The sequence below is a fragment of the Streptomyces sp. NPDC006435 genome, assembly GCF_040612315.1.
Taxonomy (GTDB): Bacteria; Actinomycetota; Actinomycetes; order Streptomycetales; family Streptomycetaceae; genus Streptomyces.
Genome location: NZ_JBEXPY010000032.1, coordinates 20,452 through 37,601, shown reverse-complemented (window position 1 = coordinate 37,601; position 17,150 = coordinate 20,452). Strand labels below are relative to the sequence as shown.

Below are 17,150 nucleotides of genomic sequence, written 5' to 3'. Positions count from 1 at the left end.
ACCCCCTCGGGTGCGCCACAAGGGAGCGGAGACCTTCATGTCCACGGAGACCGGCCCGGCCATCGACGCCGAGCCGCGGAGCCACACGATCGTGCCGGGCCCGAAGGGGCTGCCGTTCCTCGGGAGCATGCCGCAGTTCGCGAAGAATCCCCTCGCCTTCTTCGAGCGGCTGCGCGACCACGGGGACATGGTCGGCTGGCGCTTCGGCCCCAACCCGTGCGTGTACATAGCCGATCCGGACTGCATCGGCGAACTGCTCACCGAGACCGAACGCACCTTCGACCAGCCCGCACTGGGCATCGCCTTCCGTACCGTGATGGGCAACGGCGTGGTGGTCGCCCGCGGCACCGACTGGCGGCGGAAGCGCTCCCTGGTGCAGCCCTCCGTGCGCCCCAAGCAGGTGCGGTCGTACGCGGCGACGATGGCGGGCAGCACGGTGGAGCTGGCCGACACCTGGTCGGACGGCCAACGCGTCGACGTCAAGCGGGAGATGGCCGCCCTGACCCAGCGGATCGCCGTCCGCACGATCTTCGGCGTGGACACCCCGGCCGACACCGAGGCGATGGGCCGGGCGATGGACGTGGCACAGCAGGAGATCGGCAAGGAGTTCGCCGGGATCGGCGCGCTGCTGCCGGACTGGGTGCCGACGCCGGGCCGGGCCCGGATCAAGAAGGCCGCGGCGGTCATCGACGCCGAGGTGGCCCGGGTCGTCGCCCGCCACCGCGACGGCGGGGACGAGCGCCCCGACCTGCTGAGCCGACTGCTGACCGCGATCGACGAGACGGGCGCGCACCTCACGGACCGGGAGATCCGGGACGAGACGGTCACCCTGTACATCGGCGGGCACGAGACGACCAGCTCCACACTGGTGTGGGCCTGGTACCTGCTGTCCCGCAACCCGCGGGCGCGCGCCGCGCTCACCGAGGAACTGGACCGGGTCCTCGGCGACCGGGAGCCGGGGTTCGACGACTACTCCCGGCTGACGTACACCCAGTCCGTGGTCAAGGAGACGCTGCGGCTCTATCCGACGATCTGGCTGGTCACCGGCGTCGCCAAGGAGGGGGCGCGGATCGGCGGCGTCCCGGTGCCGCAGGGCACCCGGGTGTGGAGCAGCCAGTGGGTGACGCACCGCGACGCGCGGTGGTTCCCCGGGCCGGAGGAGTTCCGCCCCGAGCGCTGGGACCCCGAGGAGGGCGACGACATCGCGGAGTACGCCTGGTTCCCCTTCGGCGGCGGCCCCCGGGTCTGCCTGGGCACCCGGTTCGCGATGGTCGAGGCGGTGCTGATCCTGGCCGTGCTGGCACGCCGCTTCGAACTGGACGTGGACCCGGGCACCATCGACCCCGTACCGAGCCTGACCCTGCAGCCGGACCGGGAGGTGCTGGCGACGCTCCGGGCACGGTGACGGCACGGGGCGGCCCTCGGGACCCGGGACCGGGCCCCGCGAGGGCCGCCCCGACGCGAGGGCGCCGTCCGTCATCGGCGCCGGGCCGCATGGATCCCCCCGAAGTGGCCCCGGCCCGAAACGGGCCGGAAGGAATCGGCCGGCCGTCCCGCGCACCGCCCCGGACGCAGCCCGGGAACCATCCGCGCGTCATCCGCACACCGCCCGCGCACCATCCGCGCACCGGATATACCGAACCGATATGTCCGATCTGTCGCGGGGATCATGTCATTCGGTCCACACTGTCCATGTCGGCCGTACCGGCCCACATGGCCGTCAGGCCGTATCCGCAGGCTGTCGATCCAACGGGAGAAACACCATGCGCCTCCGCTCCGCCCTCACCCCCGTCCTCTCCGTCGCGGCAGCCCTGGCGCTGACCGGCACCGCGATGTCGGTGACGGCCGGCACCGCGTCCGCCGGAACGATGAGCCGTCTCGCGACATGCCAGGAGAAGGCCCTCGACGTGCACGCCGCACCCGGCGGACAGCGGAACGTCGCCCGTGTCGACGTCACCAACCACGGCAACCGGGCATGTGTGGTGGACCGGATCCCGACGATCACCTTCAGGGGGCTGGACGGCTCCGCCCAGACCGTGCCGCCCGCGGAGAGCGGTCCCTACACGCTCTCCGCGGGCGAGCGGGCCTACGCCGCCGTCCGCACCGCGGACCCGGCGACCTCCGAGGGCCGTGTCGTCGACAGTCTCTCCGTGGCGGCCGACCCCTCCCACCTGGGCGTCACCTTCAGCGGGGCCACCGTGGGCATGCCCGGGGGCGTCCATGTGTGGGAGCCGATCACCACCCTGTGGCAGGAGTCGAGCGCCGCCGCGGACCGCGCCCTCGCGGACGCGGTGGGCTGACGGACGGCCATGGGCACGGCGGGCCGACCTGCGGCTACAGGCCGTAGGTCGTGCCGCCGACGGTCCGCCGCGGGTCGGGGGTACTCGTCGCGCACAGCGGGCCGCCCTCGAAACCCACGTTGACCAGCGCCGTGGCACGGCCTGCGGAGTCCACCAGCTTCAGGGCGTGCCACCTCGGCAGCCAGAACACGCGGCCGCGGTGCCCGGCGAGCAGTTCCGTCAGGGTCACCGGGGCGTGCGTCCACACCTTCGGCAGTTCCCCGGAGTGGTCGAAGGCGGGGCGCAGCCCGATCCAGCCGTCGGCGGCGACGTCGCCCGAGGTGAGCAGGAGCTCCACGGCCTGGCCGGGCTCCTGGTGGCACTTCTTGGCGTGGATCCAGTGGACGTGGTGACCGGGACCGTGGCCGGAGCAGCCGTCGTCGGGGATGAGGTGGGGGAGCATGGGTTCTCGCCTTCCCGAGATCATGGACCTCAGGTGCTCTGCCCCGACGGTCCGCTGTTCCCCGCACGCCGCGCACGGGGCAGGTCCTCACCCGGAGCACCCGCAGCGGAGCGGGGTGCCGTCCAGTCAGCCGGGGCTGCGCACTGGAACTCATGACCCACCAGGACTGTATCCCACGGACGGTGCCGCCCGACGGGTGGTCAGGGCCCGTACCGGCGAGGGCACCGGCCTCCTCGCGCCACCCGCCGTCCACCCACCCGTCGGCCGTCGGCCGTCAGCCGTGCAGCAGGACCGGGAAGGCCGCCATGTCGTTCTGCGTCATCACCGGCAGTTTGCTGATCTCCTCGTCCGGGACGGCCGCCCGCAGTGCGGGAAAACGCTCGAACAGCGCGGGCAGGGCGATGCCGGCCTCGACGCGGGAGAGCGCCGCGCCGGGGCAGATGTGCGGCCCGTGGCCGAAGGTCATGTGCCGGATCGGCGTCGGCCGGGTGACGTCGAACGCGTCGGCGTCCGCCCCGTGCTGCTCGGTGTCGCGGCCGATGGCGCGGTAGGAGATCACCACGCCCTCGCCCTTCGGGATCACGTCGTCGCCCACCTGGATGTCCTCGGTGGCGAACCGCATCAGCAGATGGGTGGTGGGGGTGTCCCAGCGCAGGGTCTCCTCGATCACCGTCTCCCACGGGATCTCGCCGTCGAGCACCTTGCGCAGCTGGTCGGGGTGGGTGAGCAGGGCCCGCACGGCGTTCAGGATCAGTCCGATGGTGGTCTCGTGACCGGCCGCCACCATCGCCTTGAGGTTGCCCACCACCTCCTCCTCGGTGAGCGGTTCGCCGCCCTCCTCGGCCAGGATGAGCGCGCTGGTGAGGTCGTCGGTCGGCCGCACGGTCTTCTCGCGCACGAGGTCGGTGTAAAAAACGTCCAGTTCGGCCAGCAGCGCCAGGCGCTCCTCCTGCGGCGTGAGCATGGAGAAGAACGCCTTGTACCGCTTCATCAGCATGGGGTGTTCGGCCTCGTCCACGCCCATCAGCATGCCGACGACCCGCATGGGCAGCGGCTGTGCGAACACGGACTTGAGGTCGACCACCCCGTCCTCGCTGCGCTCGCCGTGCTCGGCGAGGGCGTCGAGCAGTTCCTCGGTGAACTTCTCTATCTCCGGGCGTATCTCCTCCAGCCGGCGCGGGGTGAGCGCCTGGGAGGTCTTGGTCCGCAGCCGCCGGTGTTCCGCGCCGTCCACGGTGAACATGGAGCGCCCGGCGTCGATCATGCCGATCAGCGGCCAGTCGTGCGTGACCTCCCCGCGCTGCCAGAGGCCCCAGACATCGATGTCCTTCACCAGCCGTGGGTCGACGAGCAGTTGGCGGGCCAGGGAGTGCCGGGTGACGGTCAGGGCCGGTACGCCGAGCAGTTCGATCCTGGCGAGCGGACCGGCGTCGCGCAGGCGTGCCGTCTCGCCGTCGAGGTCCTTCACCAGCGGGTCGACGACCAGGACCGGGCCGTTCGAAGCGTCTTCTCGGGCGGCGTGCGGACAGTTCAAAGGAAGTCTCCTGTCGATCGTACGGGGGAGAACCGGACGGGCAGCGCGGTCATCCCCCGCAGGAAGGCGGACTGTCGTCGGACCAATTCCCGTGCGGGAACGGACAGTTCCAGGTCGGGCAGCCGGTCGAGCAGCACCTCGATCCCGGTGCGGGCGATGATCTCGGCTATCTCCTGCGCGGGGAAGGGGCAGCGGTACTCGCCGTGGCTGAACGCCATGTGCGCGGCGTTGCCGCCGCGGCCCGACGGTCCTCCCGCGGTCGAGAGGTGCTGCCGGATGTGCGGGTCGGTGTTGGCGGCGCCCAGCCCGAGGAGCAGCATGTCCCCGGCGCGGATGCTCCGCTCCCCCAGCCTGGTGTCGCGCGCCGCCCAGCGGCCGGCGAGGATCTGCGTCGGGCACTCCTCCCAGAGCACCTCGTTCATGGCTTCGGCGACGCTGTGCCGCCCGCCGGAGAGCGCCACGGCGAACTCGTCGTCGGTGAGCATCAGGCGCAGCGAGTTGCCGATCCAGTCGGCGGTGGTGAGGTGTCCGGCGGCCGTGATGGCCATCAGGTCGAGCACGTACTCCTCGTCGGTGAACTCGCCGGGGTACGCGAGCATCCGGGAGGCCACGTCCTTGCCGGGCACGGCACGGCGGGCCGCGAGCAGGCGCCCCATGTGCTCCCCGAACCGCAGATGGGCCTCCTGCGCGCCCGGTCCGCCGTCGGCCAGGTCCCTGAGCACCTCGGCGATCTGCGCCCCGTCCTCGTCGGGGAAGCCGACCAGCCGGGCGAGGACGAGTACCGGGAGCGGTACGGCGAAGTCGGTGATCAGGTCCGCCGTGCCGCGTTCGCAGAAGCCGTCGACGAGACGGTCCGCCAGTTCCTCGCAGTCCTGGCGGAGTTCGAAGTGCTCGACCTCCTCCAGCGCGTGTCCCACCATCGCGGCGTGGCGCCGGTGTTCGGCCCCGGCGGTGAAGTAGATGGACGGCATCGGCCGGCCGACCATGGGTAACAGCGGCCAGTCGTCCGGGACGTTCCCCCACTGGTTCCACAGCCCGACGTCCCGGGGGAACAACTCGCCGTCGCTGGTGACCTGGTGGAGTTCGCGATAGCCGACGACGAGCCAGGCCGGGAACCCGCCGGGCAGTTCCACGGGCACGACGGGCCCGTGCTCGTTCCGCATGGCGCGGTAGACGACGTGGGGTTCCGTGTGGAATTCGGGTCCGCTGAGCGGGACGGCGGACCCGCCGGGGCGCACCGGGCAGCCACCGCCGGTGGTCTCGCCGGTCGCGGCCGGGTGTTCGGGCACGGCGGATGCGGGCGGCGTCATCGTACGGGTTCTCCTGTGACGAGGGCTTCGCTCGTTACGACGATCGGTTGATCAACGCGGCTTCACTATAGGGAAGTTTGGTAAGTCTTTAGGGGGTAATCGAGAGCATTGCCATCACATATTCGATCAGCAATGACCGTTTTTGACATCTTCCCGTTGTGCTCCGCAGCGCCGCACGCGCCCGCTCCTCGTACGCCCCCTCCCCGCCCTCGCACGTCCCTGCTCCTCCACCCCGTGCGCACCCGCTCCCGGTGCATGCGTGCCCGGCGGCCGCCACGACTCACGGGCGACCGCCACCGTTCACGGGCCTGCTGCTACGGCTTGCGGGCGACCGCGCCGTAGATGGGCACGGGCCGGGTCTCCACCGGGAGTTCGCCGACGTTGAGCTCCGGGTGCCAGTCGACGACCTGGACGACCCCGGGTTCCACCACGTCCAGCCCGTCGAAGAACCGGCTGACGCCCCGGTGCGACCTCGGTACGAGCGTCACACCGCCCGCCGCGTACGAGGCCACCCCCTTCTCCACGCTCTCGGGGTCGAAGTCACCGGTGAGCTGGGACAGGACGAGACAACTCCCGGCGGGGAGGCGCTCCATGAGCCGTTCCACCAGCTCGTACGCCCCGGCACCCGGCCCGTTCCCCTCGCTCCCGCCGTCCTCGACGAAGTGCAGCAGGGCGATCAGGGACAGCGCGACGGGCCGGTCGAGGTCGAGCACGTCGGCGGCGAGTTCCAGGATCCGGTCCGGCTCCCGCGCATCGGCGTCGAGATATGCCGTCACCCCTTCGCCCGTGCCGCTCAGCAGGGCTTCGGCGTGGGCCAGGACGATCGGGTCGTTGTCCACGTACACGACCCGGGCGGCGGGCGCCGCGCCCTGGACGATCTGGTGCAGGTTGGGCTCGGTCGGGATGCCGGAACCGATGTCCAGGAACTGCCGGATCCCTTCCTCCCCCGCGAGCCAGCGCATCGCACGGTGCATGAACCAGCGGTTGTGGCGTGCGATCCGCTTCGTGTCCGGCGACAGTGCGGCGATCTGCCTGCCGAGCTCCTCGTCGACGGGATAGTTGTCCTTCCCGCCGAGGAACCAGTCGTACACCCGTGCGGAATGCGGCCTGGTGGTGTCGATGCGGTGCGCACCGGTCGGTCGCGCACCGGACTCGTTCCCTGTCATACGGCGTTCCCCCTGTTGTCGTGGTCGGTCCCGGTCCTGTTGCTGCTCCTGCTGCTGGTGCTGGTGCTGGTGGTGATGCCGTCGGCGGCCGGTTCCCCTGCCGGCCACCTCGATGAGCGGTCACCCGGACGACCGCGCGGCACCGCCGGGGCAGGTGGCCCCCGGCGGTGCCGTACGGGTCACTCCTTGACGCCGATCCCACCGAAGGCGTCGACGTCCGCGGGGACGGTCGCGCTGTCGGCGTCGGGCCGCCACTCGCTGAGCCGGACGAATCCGGGGTCGAGGATCCGCAGCCCGTCGAAGAGCCTGACGATCTCGTCGGGTTCGCGGACGTAATACGGAACGGCGCCGCTCTCCATGTACGCCTTCTCGGCGGCGATCATGCCCTCGCTGGTCCGCGTCCCGTCGTACACCACGAGGTGGCTGCCGGACGGCAGTCCCGCCATCAGCCGGCCGACCACCTCGCGGGCCCGGTCGAAGTCGCCCGCGTGACCGAGGATGCCGAGCAGCATCAGGGCGACGGGCCGGTCGAAGTCGAGCGTCTTCTCGGCCTCGGCGAGGATGGTGTCCGGCTCGTAGAAGTCCGCGTCGATGTAGTCGGTGACGCCTTCGGGCGAGCTGGTCAGCAGCGCACGGGCGTGCGTCAGCACGAGCGGGTCGTTGTCCACGTACACGATGCGCGCCTCGGGCACGATGCCCTGGGCCACCTGGTGGGTGTTGTCCGCGGTGGGCAGCCCCGTACCGATGTCCAGGAACTGCCGGATGCCCCGCTCCTCCACCAGGTGGCTGACCGAACGCCGCAGGAACTGCCGCCCCGCCACCGCCACGTCGACGAGCCCCGGGAAGAACGCCTTGATCTGGTCGCCTATCTCGCGGTCGACCTCGTAGTTGTCCTTGCCGCCCACGAAGTAGTTCCAGAAGCGGGCCGAATGAGGCCGGGTGGTGTCGATCCGCTCCGACACCGGAGTGACGGGAGGGGTGACGGACGGCTGCTGCTCACTCATGGGGGACCTCCGGACGCGAAAGCGATCAAGCTATGCCCTCAACCTACCTGGGTGTCGCGGGAGTCATGCGTCGCAGGTCCCACCGGATGCGCACCCGGCCACCGCCGGCCGACAGGGTTCTCCCGCTTTTCACCGACCGGTTGGGGCGCGTCCCCCTCCGCTCCCCCTCCGCTCCGCATCCGCACGGCGACAGCAAGTGTGTTTACATCGCAAACGAGCTGTGCATGTCCTTCCCGATGCCATCCGTGTACCTTGGATTCATGAAGAGCGATGGTGTGTCGCCCACCGCGGATTCCCTCGTCACCGCCGCCGAGATCGGGCGCCTGGCGGGAGTCACCCGCGCCGCCGTGTCGAACTGGCGCAGACGGCACGACGACTTCCCCGCACCCGCGACGGACAGCACCAGCAGTCCGCTCTTCTCGCTCTCCGAGGTGCGCGCCTGGCTCGCCGCACAGCACAAGGGCCAGGAGATCTCCGACGAGGTGCGCCTGTGGCAACAGCTGCGCGGGACGCACGGCGAGGACATGGTGCACGGCCTCACCGCCGTCGCGGAGATCCTCCTGCGGTCGGCCGGAGAGCCGGGAAGCCGGGAGTCGGGGAGCCATGGGTCGGGAAGCGGGGAGGACTCCGCTCTCGGATCCCTGGTGGAGGAGCTGGCCGAGGAGCGTTCCCCGGCCGAGCTGCTGGCCGGGCTGACGGCGCGGTACGCCGAGTCCTCGGGCCGCGCAGGTTCCGACGGCATCACCTCGCCACGGCTCATCCGGGCCGTCCGGCACGTCGTCGGCGAGGAGCGCGGTGACGTCTTCGACCCCGCCTGCGGCATCGGTTCCCTGCTGCTGGCCTTCTCCCCCGGGGCCCGGTCCCTGACCGGTCAGGAGATCGACCCGGCCAACGCCCTCTTCGCGCGGCTCCGCGCGGAGGTGACCGGCGTCCGTGACATCACCATCAGCACCGGCGACTCCCTCCGCGCGGACCGGCAGCACGGACTCGAGGCGGATCTGGTGGTGTGCGAACCGCCGGTCGGGGTCGTCGACTGGGGCCGGGAGGACCTGCTCCTGGACCCGCGCTGGGAGTTCGGCGTGCCGTCGCGCGCTGAGAGCGAGCTCGCCTGGCTCCAGCACTGCTACCACCACACGGCCCCGGGCGGCAGGGTCGTCGTGGTGATGCCGCCGTCCGTCGCCTACCGCAGGGCGGGGCGGCGCATCCGGGCCGAGATCGTACGGCGCGGCCTGCTCACCGAGGTCGTGGCGCTGCCGCCGGGCATGGCCTCCGCGCATGCCCTCCCCGTTCATCTGTGGCTGCTCAAACGCCCCGACGGGCCGGGCGGGATCACCGATTCCGTACGCATGACGGACCTCACCGCCAACGCTCCCGACGGGCCGCTGGAACCGGCGGAGGGCCGGACCGCCGACGTGGCCCGCATCGATCTGCTCGACGACGTCGTCGATCTGACGCCCGCGGCCCATGTGTCCGTCGGGCGTGCCGATCTCACCGCCGAGTACGAGGCGGTGAGATCGGCGATCGAGGAGCAACTGGGAGCGCTGCTCAGCTCGTTGCCGCAGCTCTCCGAGGGCGGGGCGGGCAGTCTCCGGGACAGGGCGGTGGTCAGCGTCTCGGAGCTGGCACGCGCCGGGCTGGTGGAGACGACGGAGGACTCGGCGGTGTCGACCAGCACGCAGCTGGACACCGACTACCTGAACGGGTTCCTCCGCAGTGCCGCCAACAACCGCCGTTCGACCAGCGCCAGCGGCACGTTCCGCGTCGACCCCCGCGGTTCCCGGATCCCCCGGATGGCCATCGACGAGCAGCGACGGTACGGCGCCGCCTTCCGGGCCCTGTCGGAGTTCGAGGAGCGCATCGGACGCCTGGCGGAACTCGGCGAGCACGCGGCCTCGCTGGCACGGTCCGGTCTCACCAGCGGTGCCCTGCTGCCCCCGCCCCCCGGGACTACCGAACCACCCGCGGACAAGGACGAAGACAGGGACAAGGACAAGGACAGAGGCAAGGGCCGGACCGGCCGGGACCGATGAGCCCGACGGGAAAGGCTCGGGAGGGCCTGACGGGAGAGGTCAGGGCTGCTCGGCGGGCAGGAAGGGGCTGGGGTTCCCGCTCCAGGACACGTGGAGCGCTTCGCGGGCACGGGTGCACGCGACGAACAGCACGCACCGCTCCCGCAGCATGTCCGATTCGTGCTGGAGCCGGTCCACGTCCTCCGGGGTGATCTCGCGCATGAAGGGAACCGCGCCCTCCGCCACGCCGACGACCGCGACGCAGCGGAACTCCAGTCCCTTCATGGCGTGCATCGTCGCCAGCCGTACGCCCTCGTTCGCCGTTCCCGGATCGTTCTTGACCTTCACGACGGGAATGCCCGCCGACTCCAGCCGGGATCCGGCCTTGTCCAGAAGGATGTTGAACCGGGTGCACACGGCGATCTCGGACGGCCGGACGCCCTGCTCGATCCACTTCTCGACCTGCCGCACCAGCGCGGAGACCTCCTCCTGCTCGGAGAGGTGACCGCTGACGTGCGGCTTCCGGCCGTGCAGGAGGGACCGGTAACCGGCCAGGCTGTCGCCGCCGTCACCGCTCAGGTCGTCCACGGCGACGTCCTCGATGACACCGGCCGACCACAGCAGGATCTCCTCGGTGCTGCGGTAGTTGAGCCGGAGCCGGCCGGACCGGCCGGCCACCGTGATGCCCATGGAGGAGAGCGAGACCCGCGAGTCGTAGATCCGCTGGTGGGGATCCCCGGTGATGAACAGGTCGTCCGCACCGGGCTCGACGGCCGCCCGCAGCACCCGCCACTGCGCCGGGTGCAGGTCCTGCGCCTCGTCCACCACGACGTGGGCGTAGCCGTGCTCGGACCGGTCCGCCCCGGCCAGCAGCCGGGCCGCTTCGGCGCACACCTGCAGATGTGTGCTGTTGCCCTTCGCCGCGAGCAGGGCGTGGAAGGTCTCGACGGCACGCCACACCCCGGCGCGCTTGAGCGGCCCCAGGGCCGTGCCCCTGCCGCGCCGGGTGGCCGCGAGGTACTCGTCGGCCGTACGGAGGTCCTGCGCGAGGATCACGTGCCGGTACTCCTGCGCGAGGAACTGTTCGGTCCAGGGCAGGTCGAACTGCTTGGCGACCTTCTGCCAGATCCTCCGTTCCTCCTGGTCACCGATGGGTGCCGGGGGCCGGCCGCCCAGTTCCCGGACGATGCGGTGGGCGTAGGCGTCGACGGTGGTCACGTCGACCCGGGCCAGCTGTTCCTCGTCGTCGAGGAGCAACGAGAGGTTCTGCCGCAGCGCCGCCGCGAGCGCGTTGGTGTAGGTGGTAAGCAGGACGCGGGTACCGGACGAGCGCGAGAGCAGGTGCTTGACCCGGTGCAGGGCGACCACCGTCTTTCCGGTGCCCGGCCCGCCGGAGACCTGCACGGGGCCGCTGTACGAAGCCCGGTGGGCCAGCCGCCGCTGCGAGGGGTGCAGGAAGACCCGCCAGGCGGCGAAGGGCTTCTCCAGAATGGCGGTGAGCTCGTCGGGCTCGGTGATCAGGGTGATGCGGTTGCTGGTGTTGGCGATGGCCGTCGCCAGGTCCTCGGCCGGTTCCGGGGCGGCGTGCACCGGCCGGCGGATGGCGACCACGTCGCGGTAGACCTCCTCGGGGGTGAAGCCCTCGGCGAGGAAGGTCAGCACCTCGAACTGGTCCTCGGGCATCAGCGTCCCGAAGGCGTCGAGCTGGGTGCGGTCGATGACGGTGCGGACGGCCTTCAGGATCTGCTCGTCGATGCCGAGCTCCCGCAGCACCGTGTCCGAGTGACCGGCGAACAGCAGCGCGGGCGCCACGTCCGCCGCCTTCTCGAGAGCCGGCGTGAGCTGTTCGATGGCGACGACGTTGCGCACCTCCAGGGCACGGGTCGCGGTGTTGACGGTGTAGAGGCGCTTGGCGGCCCAGGTGTAGGCGTCGTCGTGCGGCACGACGTTGAGCAGCAGGAAGGTGTCGCTGCCGTCGTCGGGCGCGAGGACGACGCCCCGCCAGAAGTCGTTGATGCGGATGGTGCGCATCCGCGGATCGCGCGCCTTGTCCACCGACTCCAGGTGGAGCCCCTTGTCCGCGTGCAGTTCGGCGACGGTGAGCCGTTGGAACTTGGCCATCGCCTTGCGCACCCCCGCCTTGACCTGTTTCTCCAGGGCGTCGAAGCTCTCCCAGAAGGTGTTGGTGAAGGCGAGCTGGGGCACGGGCGCTCCTTGAGTACCGGCAGATCGGGTCCGTCGATCATACGAAAACCGACATGGGGCGCTCTTCGTCGGCCACTGCCCGCGCAAACATCGAAAACCTGAACCAGTGCGCATGTCATGTTCGTTGGGGCGTAGGTTGTGCGGTGAAAAGTTCCCACCTCGGTTGAAAGACGGACGGTACCCATGACCGACCCCACGGCGGTGTCCGGCCCGGCGCGGCAGAAGATCGACACCTCGGTGCCGCACTCGGCCCGGATCTGGAACCACTGGCTGGGCGGCAAGGACAACTATCCGGTCGACGAGCAGGCCGGGAACGCGTACAGCGCCGTCTTCCCCGGCATCACCACCGTGGCCCGCAGCAGCCGCGCCTTCCTGGGACGCACGATCACCCACCTGGTCACCGAGGCCGGGATCCGGCAGTTCCTGGACATCGGAACCGGTCTGCCGACCGTGGACAACACCCACGAGGTCGCCCAGCGGATCGCCCCGGAAGCCAAGATCGTCTACGCCGACCACGATCCTCTGGTCCTCGCGCACGCCCGCGCCCTGCTCACTTCGACCCCCGAGGGCACGACCGCCTACATCGACGCCGATCTCACCGACCCCGACCGCATCCTTTCGGTCGCCGCCAGGACGCTGGACCTGACCCGTCCCACCGCCCTGATCCTCAGCAACATCCTCGGCCACATCGCCGACCACGACCAGGCGCGCGCCATCGTCGCCCGCCTGATGGGCGGGCTGCCGTCCGGCAGCTACCTCTCCGTCAACGACGGTTCACGAGGGATCGACGCCGACTACGAGCAGGCCCAGGACGCCTACAACGAGACCGGCGCCATTCCTTACTTCCTGCGCCCCGTCGACCAGATCACGGCGTTCTTCGACGGTCTCGAACTCCTGGACCCCGGCGTCGTGTCGGTGCCCTTCTGGCGGCCGGACCCCGCCGGCCCCGCCCCGCAGCCCATCGGCGAACACGGCGGTCTCGCCCGCAAGTCGTGACGTTCCGGCCGACGGACGGGGCATGCCGGTGAACGTCCCGTACCGCACACGGCCCCGCGCACAGGGACCGGCGACCGGGCGTGCGGCAGCGCCCGCCCCGAAGTCGGGGCCCACCCGGAAGCGGTGACGCAGGGCCAGTTCAGCGGCGTCCCCGCACATCCCGCCCTTCTCCCGAAACCCCTCCGATGCCGTGCCGAGGACCCTCGGTGCGGCATGCCTCACGCATGCCTCGTGCACGCCGCCGGAACCGCCTCTCTCCGGGAAGCACCCCTCTCTGGAAATCGCCCCACGAAACCACGCCCCCATTCCCCCAAAAGGGGCAATCAACTCCCCGAGGCGTACACGGGAAGCAGAAAGAAGGGCTTTCGGCCATCGCGTTTACATCGTCAACGCACCCTGGGTATGGTGATGCCACAAAGGGGACGGAACCGCGCTCCGCGGCCGCCGTCTCCAGGTTGCGTCGCGCGAAAGTTGGGTGGCAGTGGAACTCAAGGCCTCGATCGCAACGCTGTACCGCAATCTCCAGCGGGCCGCGCGACAGGGCGTCGTGCCGCGCTCGGCCTTCGAGGCGGAGACGGCCGCGCTGGGCCTGGACGACACCGCACGCGCACGGCTCGCCTCGGCACTGCTCGAACTGGGACTGCGCCTGGAGGCGCCCACCATCACTGCCACACCCATTGACGACTCCGGAGAAGTGAAGAAGGTTGCAGGGTCGCGCACAGAAAAACCACAACCGGAAGACCGGATGCAGCCCCGGGTGGGTGCGGCACTGAGGTTGCTCGACCGGTACGTCACGGAGCGGGCCGTACCGGAGCGCGCCGTAGCCGGTGCGGCCCGGCTCGCGGGCCTCACCGCGTCGGAGACGGCGGACATGCGGACCCGGGCGGCCGCACGGTTCACACTGCTCCCCGCGGAACCGGGGGCTGCCCGGACGCCGGCCCCCGAGACCCCCGACATGGCGGGACCCGCACCGGAAGCCTCGGCTCCACCGGCCCCCGCAGCCGCCGTCGAAGAGTCCGCGCCGTTCACCGGAGGTCTCACGGCGGCCGTCGCCGCGGCACAGGCCGTCATCGAGGAGGACCGCCACACCAAGCGGCCCGAGAAACGGATCCTCACGGCCCTGGAGGAGGTCGGGCTCAGCGTGCTCCTGCGCGGCGGCCCCCGGAACATCTCCGTCGAGCCGACCGACGAGGAGCTGGGGAGCCTGCCGGCGGCGGACGTCCGCCGCCGCGCACGCGACTGCCTCGCCGCCCACAATCAGGGCCTCGCCTGGGCCCAGGCGCGGGCGCACATGGGTCAGGGCCTCGACGAGGACGACCTCTTCCAGCACGGGATGATCGGCGTGCTGCGCGCGGCCCGGAAGTTCGACCCCGGTCACGGCAACAAGTTCTCCACCTACGCGACCTGGTGGGTGCGGCAGTCGATCACCCGGGCGCTGGCGGACGAGGGCAGTGCCATCCGCATCCCGGTCCACATGCACGAACTCGTGCGCAAGGTGGGCCGGGTGGAACGTGAGCTGTTGTCGGCCGGAAGGTCCCGCAGCGCGGCCGCCGTCGCGGTGGCCTGCGACCTTCCCGTCGGGAAGGTGGAGGAGATCCGCCGGATCAGCAAGGTCACGGACTCCACCGACCGGATCATCGGGGACGGCACGCACCTGGGCGAGTTGCTGGAGGTCCGCACGGCCCTGCCGTCCGTCGAGGTCGCGGTGCTGGCCTCGCTGGCGGACGAGGGCGTGCACGATCTCGTGACCCTCCTGCCGGAGCGTTACGCCCGCATCGTGGCCCTTCGCGTCGGCCTCGACGGCACGGCCCCCGCGACTCTCGACGCCATCGGGGGCGAGCTCGGCGTCACCCGTGAGCGGGTACGGCAGTTGGAGTCCCAGGTCTTCTCCGTGCTGCGGATCGCCCTTCGTGACCCGGCCGGCAATCCGTACGCGGCGCTGTCGGAGATGCTGACCGAGGCCGGGGACGACGGGGCGGCGAACAACCCGGTGGGCGCGATCAGCAGGGATCTCAACAAGCCGGACTGGCGCGCCGGGATCAAGGCGCTCACCGCGTTCCGGGCGCGGGAGGGACGCGCCGTGCCCGACAGGAACCACGTCGAGGACGGGTTCCCGCTGGGGGAATGGGTGGCCCAGCAGCGTGTCGAGGGCCGGGTGGGAGGCCGCGGCCTCCCGGCACAGCGGCGGATGCTCCTGGAGACCCTGGGCATGGTGTGGACCGCGCCGAGGTCCGCGGAAGTCCAGGAGCGGATCCGGCGCGCCTACGCCCAGAGCCGGGCCCTCCGTGCGGCCGGGCGGCACCGCCCTGCCCGTACCCGTACTGCCACCCGTCCTGCGGCGAACCCGGTTCCTGCCCCCGCGTCGGCCACGCCCGCACCGGTCGCACCCGCACCGGTCGTGCCCGAGACCGTCTCGGCGGAAGCGGCGCAGGAGCAGCCGGCGGGGCCGGAGTCGCCCACGGTGGCGGAGACCGTACTGCTGCCGGAACCCCGGACAGCCGCGGACACCGCCGTGAACACCGTCGCGGATGTCATACCGCAGGCAGAACCCCCGGCGGTCCCGGAACAGCGGGGCGAGTCGGCCGACGCCGCTGCTCCGGCCGACGCGGCCGCTCGGGCCGGCATGCTCGAAGCCGAGCGGTACACGGGGCGTTGGGACGACGCCATGGGTCTTTCCCTCACCCTCAACCGGAGCGTCCGGTGGACGGCCCACTACGTCCATCTCACCCTGGGGAAGGTCCTGTTGGGCGAGATCCTGGGGTCCGGGGCGGCACGGGCCGTGGCCGAGGTCGCCGCGGGCAACAGGCTCCCGGACCGGCCGGTCGGCCAGGCCCTGGAAGCACTCGTGCGTGTGGTGGACGGCCTCAAGGACAGGAAGTCGCGTCCGGAGGACTTCTTCGAGTCCCCGTCCCCCGCCCTGCTCGGCCGGTCGCCCCGCGCGTACCTGGCCGCCCACCCGCTCACGAAACCGGAGTCCCGGCTGGCACTCGCGGACGCGCTCAAGGAGTTCTCCCCCGTCCGCGGGTCCTCTCCGGCAACGGCCGACGCGGACCCCGACACCGGCGTGTACGGGGACGAGGACGCGGCCGATGCCCTCACGACGACGGACACACTCACCGCTCCCGCCGCGACGGACCCGATCTGCGCTTCTGCGACAGCGGGCCCGGTCGGCACTCCCGAAGCGGTCGCCGAGGCCCCCGCGGCACTCGCGGACGCGTCGAACGCCGCTGTCGGCGCTGTCGGCGCTGTCGGCGCTGTCGGCAGCGTCGACGATGCCGCACTCCGCCGGGCGTCGGCCGCCGCCGAGGAGGCAGCCGGGCGGCTGAGGGAGTTGGAGGCCGACGTCGCCGACCGGGTCGCTCGGGCCCGGGCGGCCGAACGCAACCACGCCCGTGCCGAGGCGCGGGCGGAGGTGGACGAGGCCACCCGGCGGATCCGCGCGCTGGAGGCGGATCTGGTCGATCGGATCACGCACGCCAGGGCGGAGGAGCGGAACAAGGCACGGGCAGAGGCGCGGGCCGAAGCGGCGCAGCAGATCGCCGGCATCCGCGACGAGGCCGAACGGCTCGTCAGGGAGGCCGGACACGCCGCCGAGGAGCGTGTGCGGCAGGTCAGGGCCTCGATGGAGCACGTGGCCGCCGAGCGGGAGGAGCAGGTGCTGCGTCGTGTCGAGGAGGAGGTCGCCCGCCGGACCCTCGGCGTCGAGGAGGCCGCCCGCCAGGAGGTTCTCGCGCTGGAGGCCCGGCTGCGGCAGGCGGAGGCCGCCTTCGCCGAACGGGCCCACGCCGCGCAGGCACTGGAGCAGGACGCGGCCGAGCGGGTCCGGGCGGCCGAGCGCTGGGCGGAGCAGCGGGTCGCCGAGGCGGAACAGGCCGTGCGCTCGCACGCCGCCGAGGTGGAGCGGGCCGCGCGTTCCCGTACGGCCGAGGTGGAACAGGCGGCGCGCTCGCGCATGGCCGAACTGGAGGCGCGGCTCGCATCGATGCACGACACACCCGTACCTGCGCCCCCGTATCCGTACCCGGCCCCGCCCCAGACCCAGGTCCAGGCCCAGCCCCAGACCCCCGCCTCTGCCCCTGCCCCTGCCCCTGCCCCTGCCGACCCTCAGCAGCACGACTCCCGCCGCTGGTGGAGGCGTGGGTGACGGCCCCGGAGCAGACCGGCCCGTCCCCCGTCGCGACAAC

At 71.6% G+C, this 17,150-nt stretch carries 11 protein-coding genes and 1 riboswitch; of the genes, 5 read left to right on the top strand and 6 right to left on the bottom strand.

Annotated elements, in window-relative coordinates:
• Window positions 1-37 precede the first annotated feature (37 nt).
• Window positions 38-1,405 carry a cytochrome P450 gene (locus tag ABZZ04_RS27395; RefSeq protein WP_356934887.1) on the top strand — a complete coding sequence of 456 codons (1,368 nt, stop codon included), beginning with the start codon at window positions 38-40 and terminating at the stop codon, window positions 1,403-1,405.
• Window positions 1,406-1,763: 358 nt separating this feature from the next.
• Window positions 1,764-2,300: a DUF4232 domain-containing protein gene (locus tag ABZZ04_RS27390; RefSeq protein WP_356934886.1), complete on the top strand. Its 537-nt coding sequence runs from the start codon at window positions 1,764-1,766 to the stop codon at window positions 2,298-2,300.
• Between the two features lie 34 nt (window positions 2,301-2,334).
• Here ABZZ04_RS27390 and ABZZ04_RS27385 read toward each other — a convergent pair whose 3' ends face one another.
• From ABZZ04_RS27385 to ABZZ04_RS27365, 5 genes are all read right to left on the bottom strand, one after another.
• Complete coding sequence (locus tag ABZZ04_RS27385) at window positions 2,335-2,742, bottom strand: hypothetical protein (RefSeq protein ID WP_356934885.1); 408 nt, start codon at window positions 2,740-2,742, stop codon at window positions 2,335-2,337.
• Between the two features lie 48 nt (window positions 2,743-2,790).
• Window positions 2,791-2,900: riboswitch (SAM riboswitch) on the bottom strand.
• A gap of 116 nt (window positions 2,901-3,016) precedes the next feature.
• Window positions 3,017-4,276: a cytochrome P450 gene (locus tag ABZZ04_RS27380; protein WP_356934884.1), complete on the bottom strand. Its 1,260-nt coding sequence runs from the start codon at window positions 4,274-4,276 to the stop codon at window positions 3,017-3,019.
• On the bottom strand, window positions 4,273-5,586 hold the full coding sequence (locus tag ABZZ04_RS27375; RefSeq protein WP_356934883.1) for a cytochrome P450: 1,314 nt from the start codon (window positions 5,584-5,586) through the stop codon (window positions 4,273-4,275). Before ABZZ04_RS27375 ends, ABZZ04_RS27380 begins: the two co-directional genes overlap by 4 nt.
• Before the next feature lie 314 nt (window positions 5,587-5,900).
• On the bottom strand, window positions 5,901-6,752 hold the full coding sequence (locus ABZZ04_RS27370; RefSeq protein ID WP_356934882.1) for an SAM-dependent methyltransferase: 852 nt from the start codon (window positions 6,750-6,752) through the stop codon (window positions 5,901-5,903).
• Between the two features lie 179 nt (window positions 6,753-6,931).
• The gene (locus ABZZ04_RS27365; RefSeq protein WP_356934881.1) at window positions 6,932-7,756 is read right to left on the bottom strand and encodes an SAM-dependent methyltransferase; all 825 of its coding nucleotides are present in this window, start codon (window positions 7,754-7,756) and stop codon (window positions 6,932-6,934) included.
• Between the two features lie 260 nt (window positions 7,757-8,016).
• On the opposite strand from ABZZ04_RS27365, the gene ABZZ04_RS27360 reads away from it, so the two are divergent.
• Window positions 8,017-9,786, top strand: coding sequence for an N-6 DNA methylase (locus ABZZ04_RS27360; RefSeq protein WP_356934880.1), 1,770 nt, complete (start codon window positions 8,017-8,019; stop codon window positions 9,784-9,786).
• A gap of 39 nt (window positions 9,787-9,825) precedes the next feature.
• Here ABZZ04_RS27360 and ABZZ04_RS27355 read toward each other — a convergent pair whose 3' ends face one another.
• Window positions 9,826-11,970, bottom strand: coding sequence for a UvrD-helicase domain-containing protein (locus ABZZ04_RS27355; RefSeq protein ID WP_356934879.1), 2,145 nt, complete (start codon window positions 11,968-11,970; stop codon window positions 9,826-9,828).
• Window positions 11,971-12,153: 183 nt separating this feature from the next.
• Between ABZZ04_RS27355 and ABZZ04_RS27350 the strand changes: the two genes are divergently transcribed.
• Window positions 12,154-12,966, top strand: a complete 813-nt coding sequence (locus ABZZ04_RS27350; protein ID WP_356934878.1) for an SAM-dependent methyltransferase — start codon at window positions 12,154-12,156, stop codon at window positions 12,964-12,966.
• A gap of 475 nt (window positions 12,967-13,441) precedes the next feature.
• On the top strand, window positions 13,442-17,110 hold the full coding sequence (locus tag ABZZ04_RS27345; RefSeq protein WP_356934877.1) for a sigma-70 family RNA polymerase sigma factor: 3,669 nt from the start codon (window positions 13,442-13,444) through the stop codon (window positions 17,108-17,110).
• Window positions 17,111-17,150 lie beyond the last annotated feature (40 nt).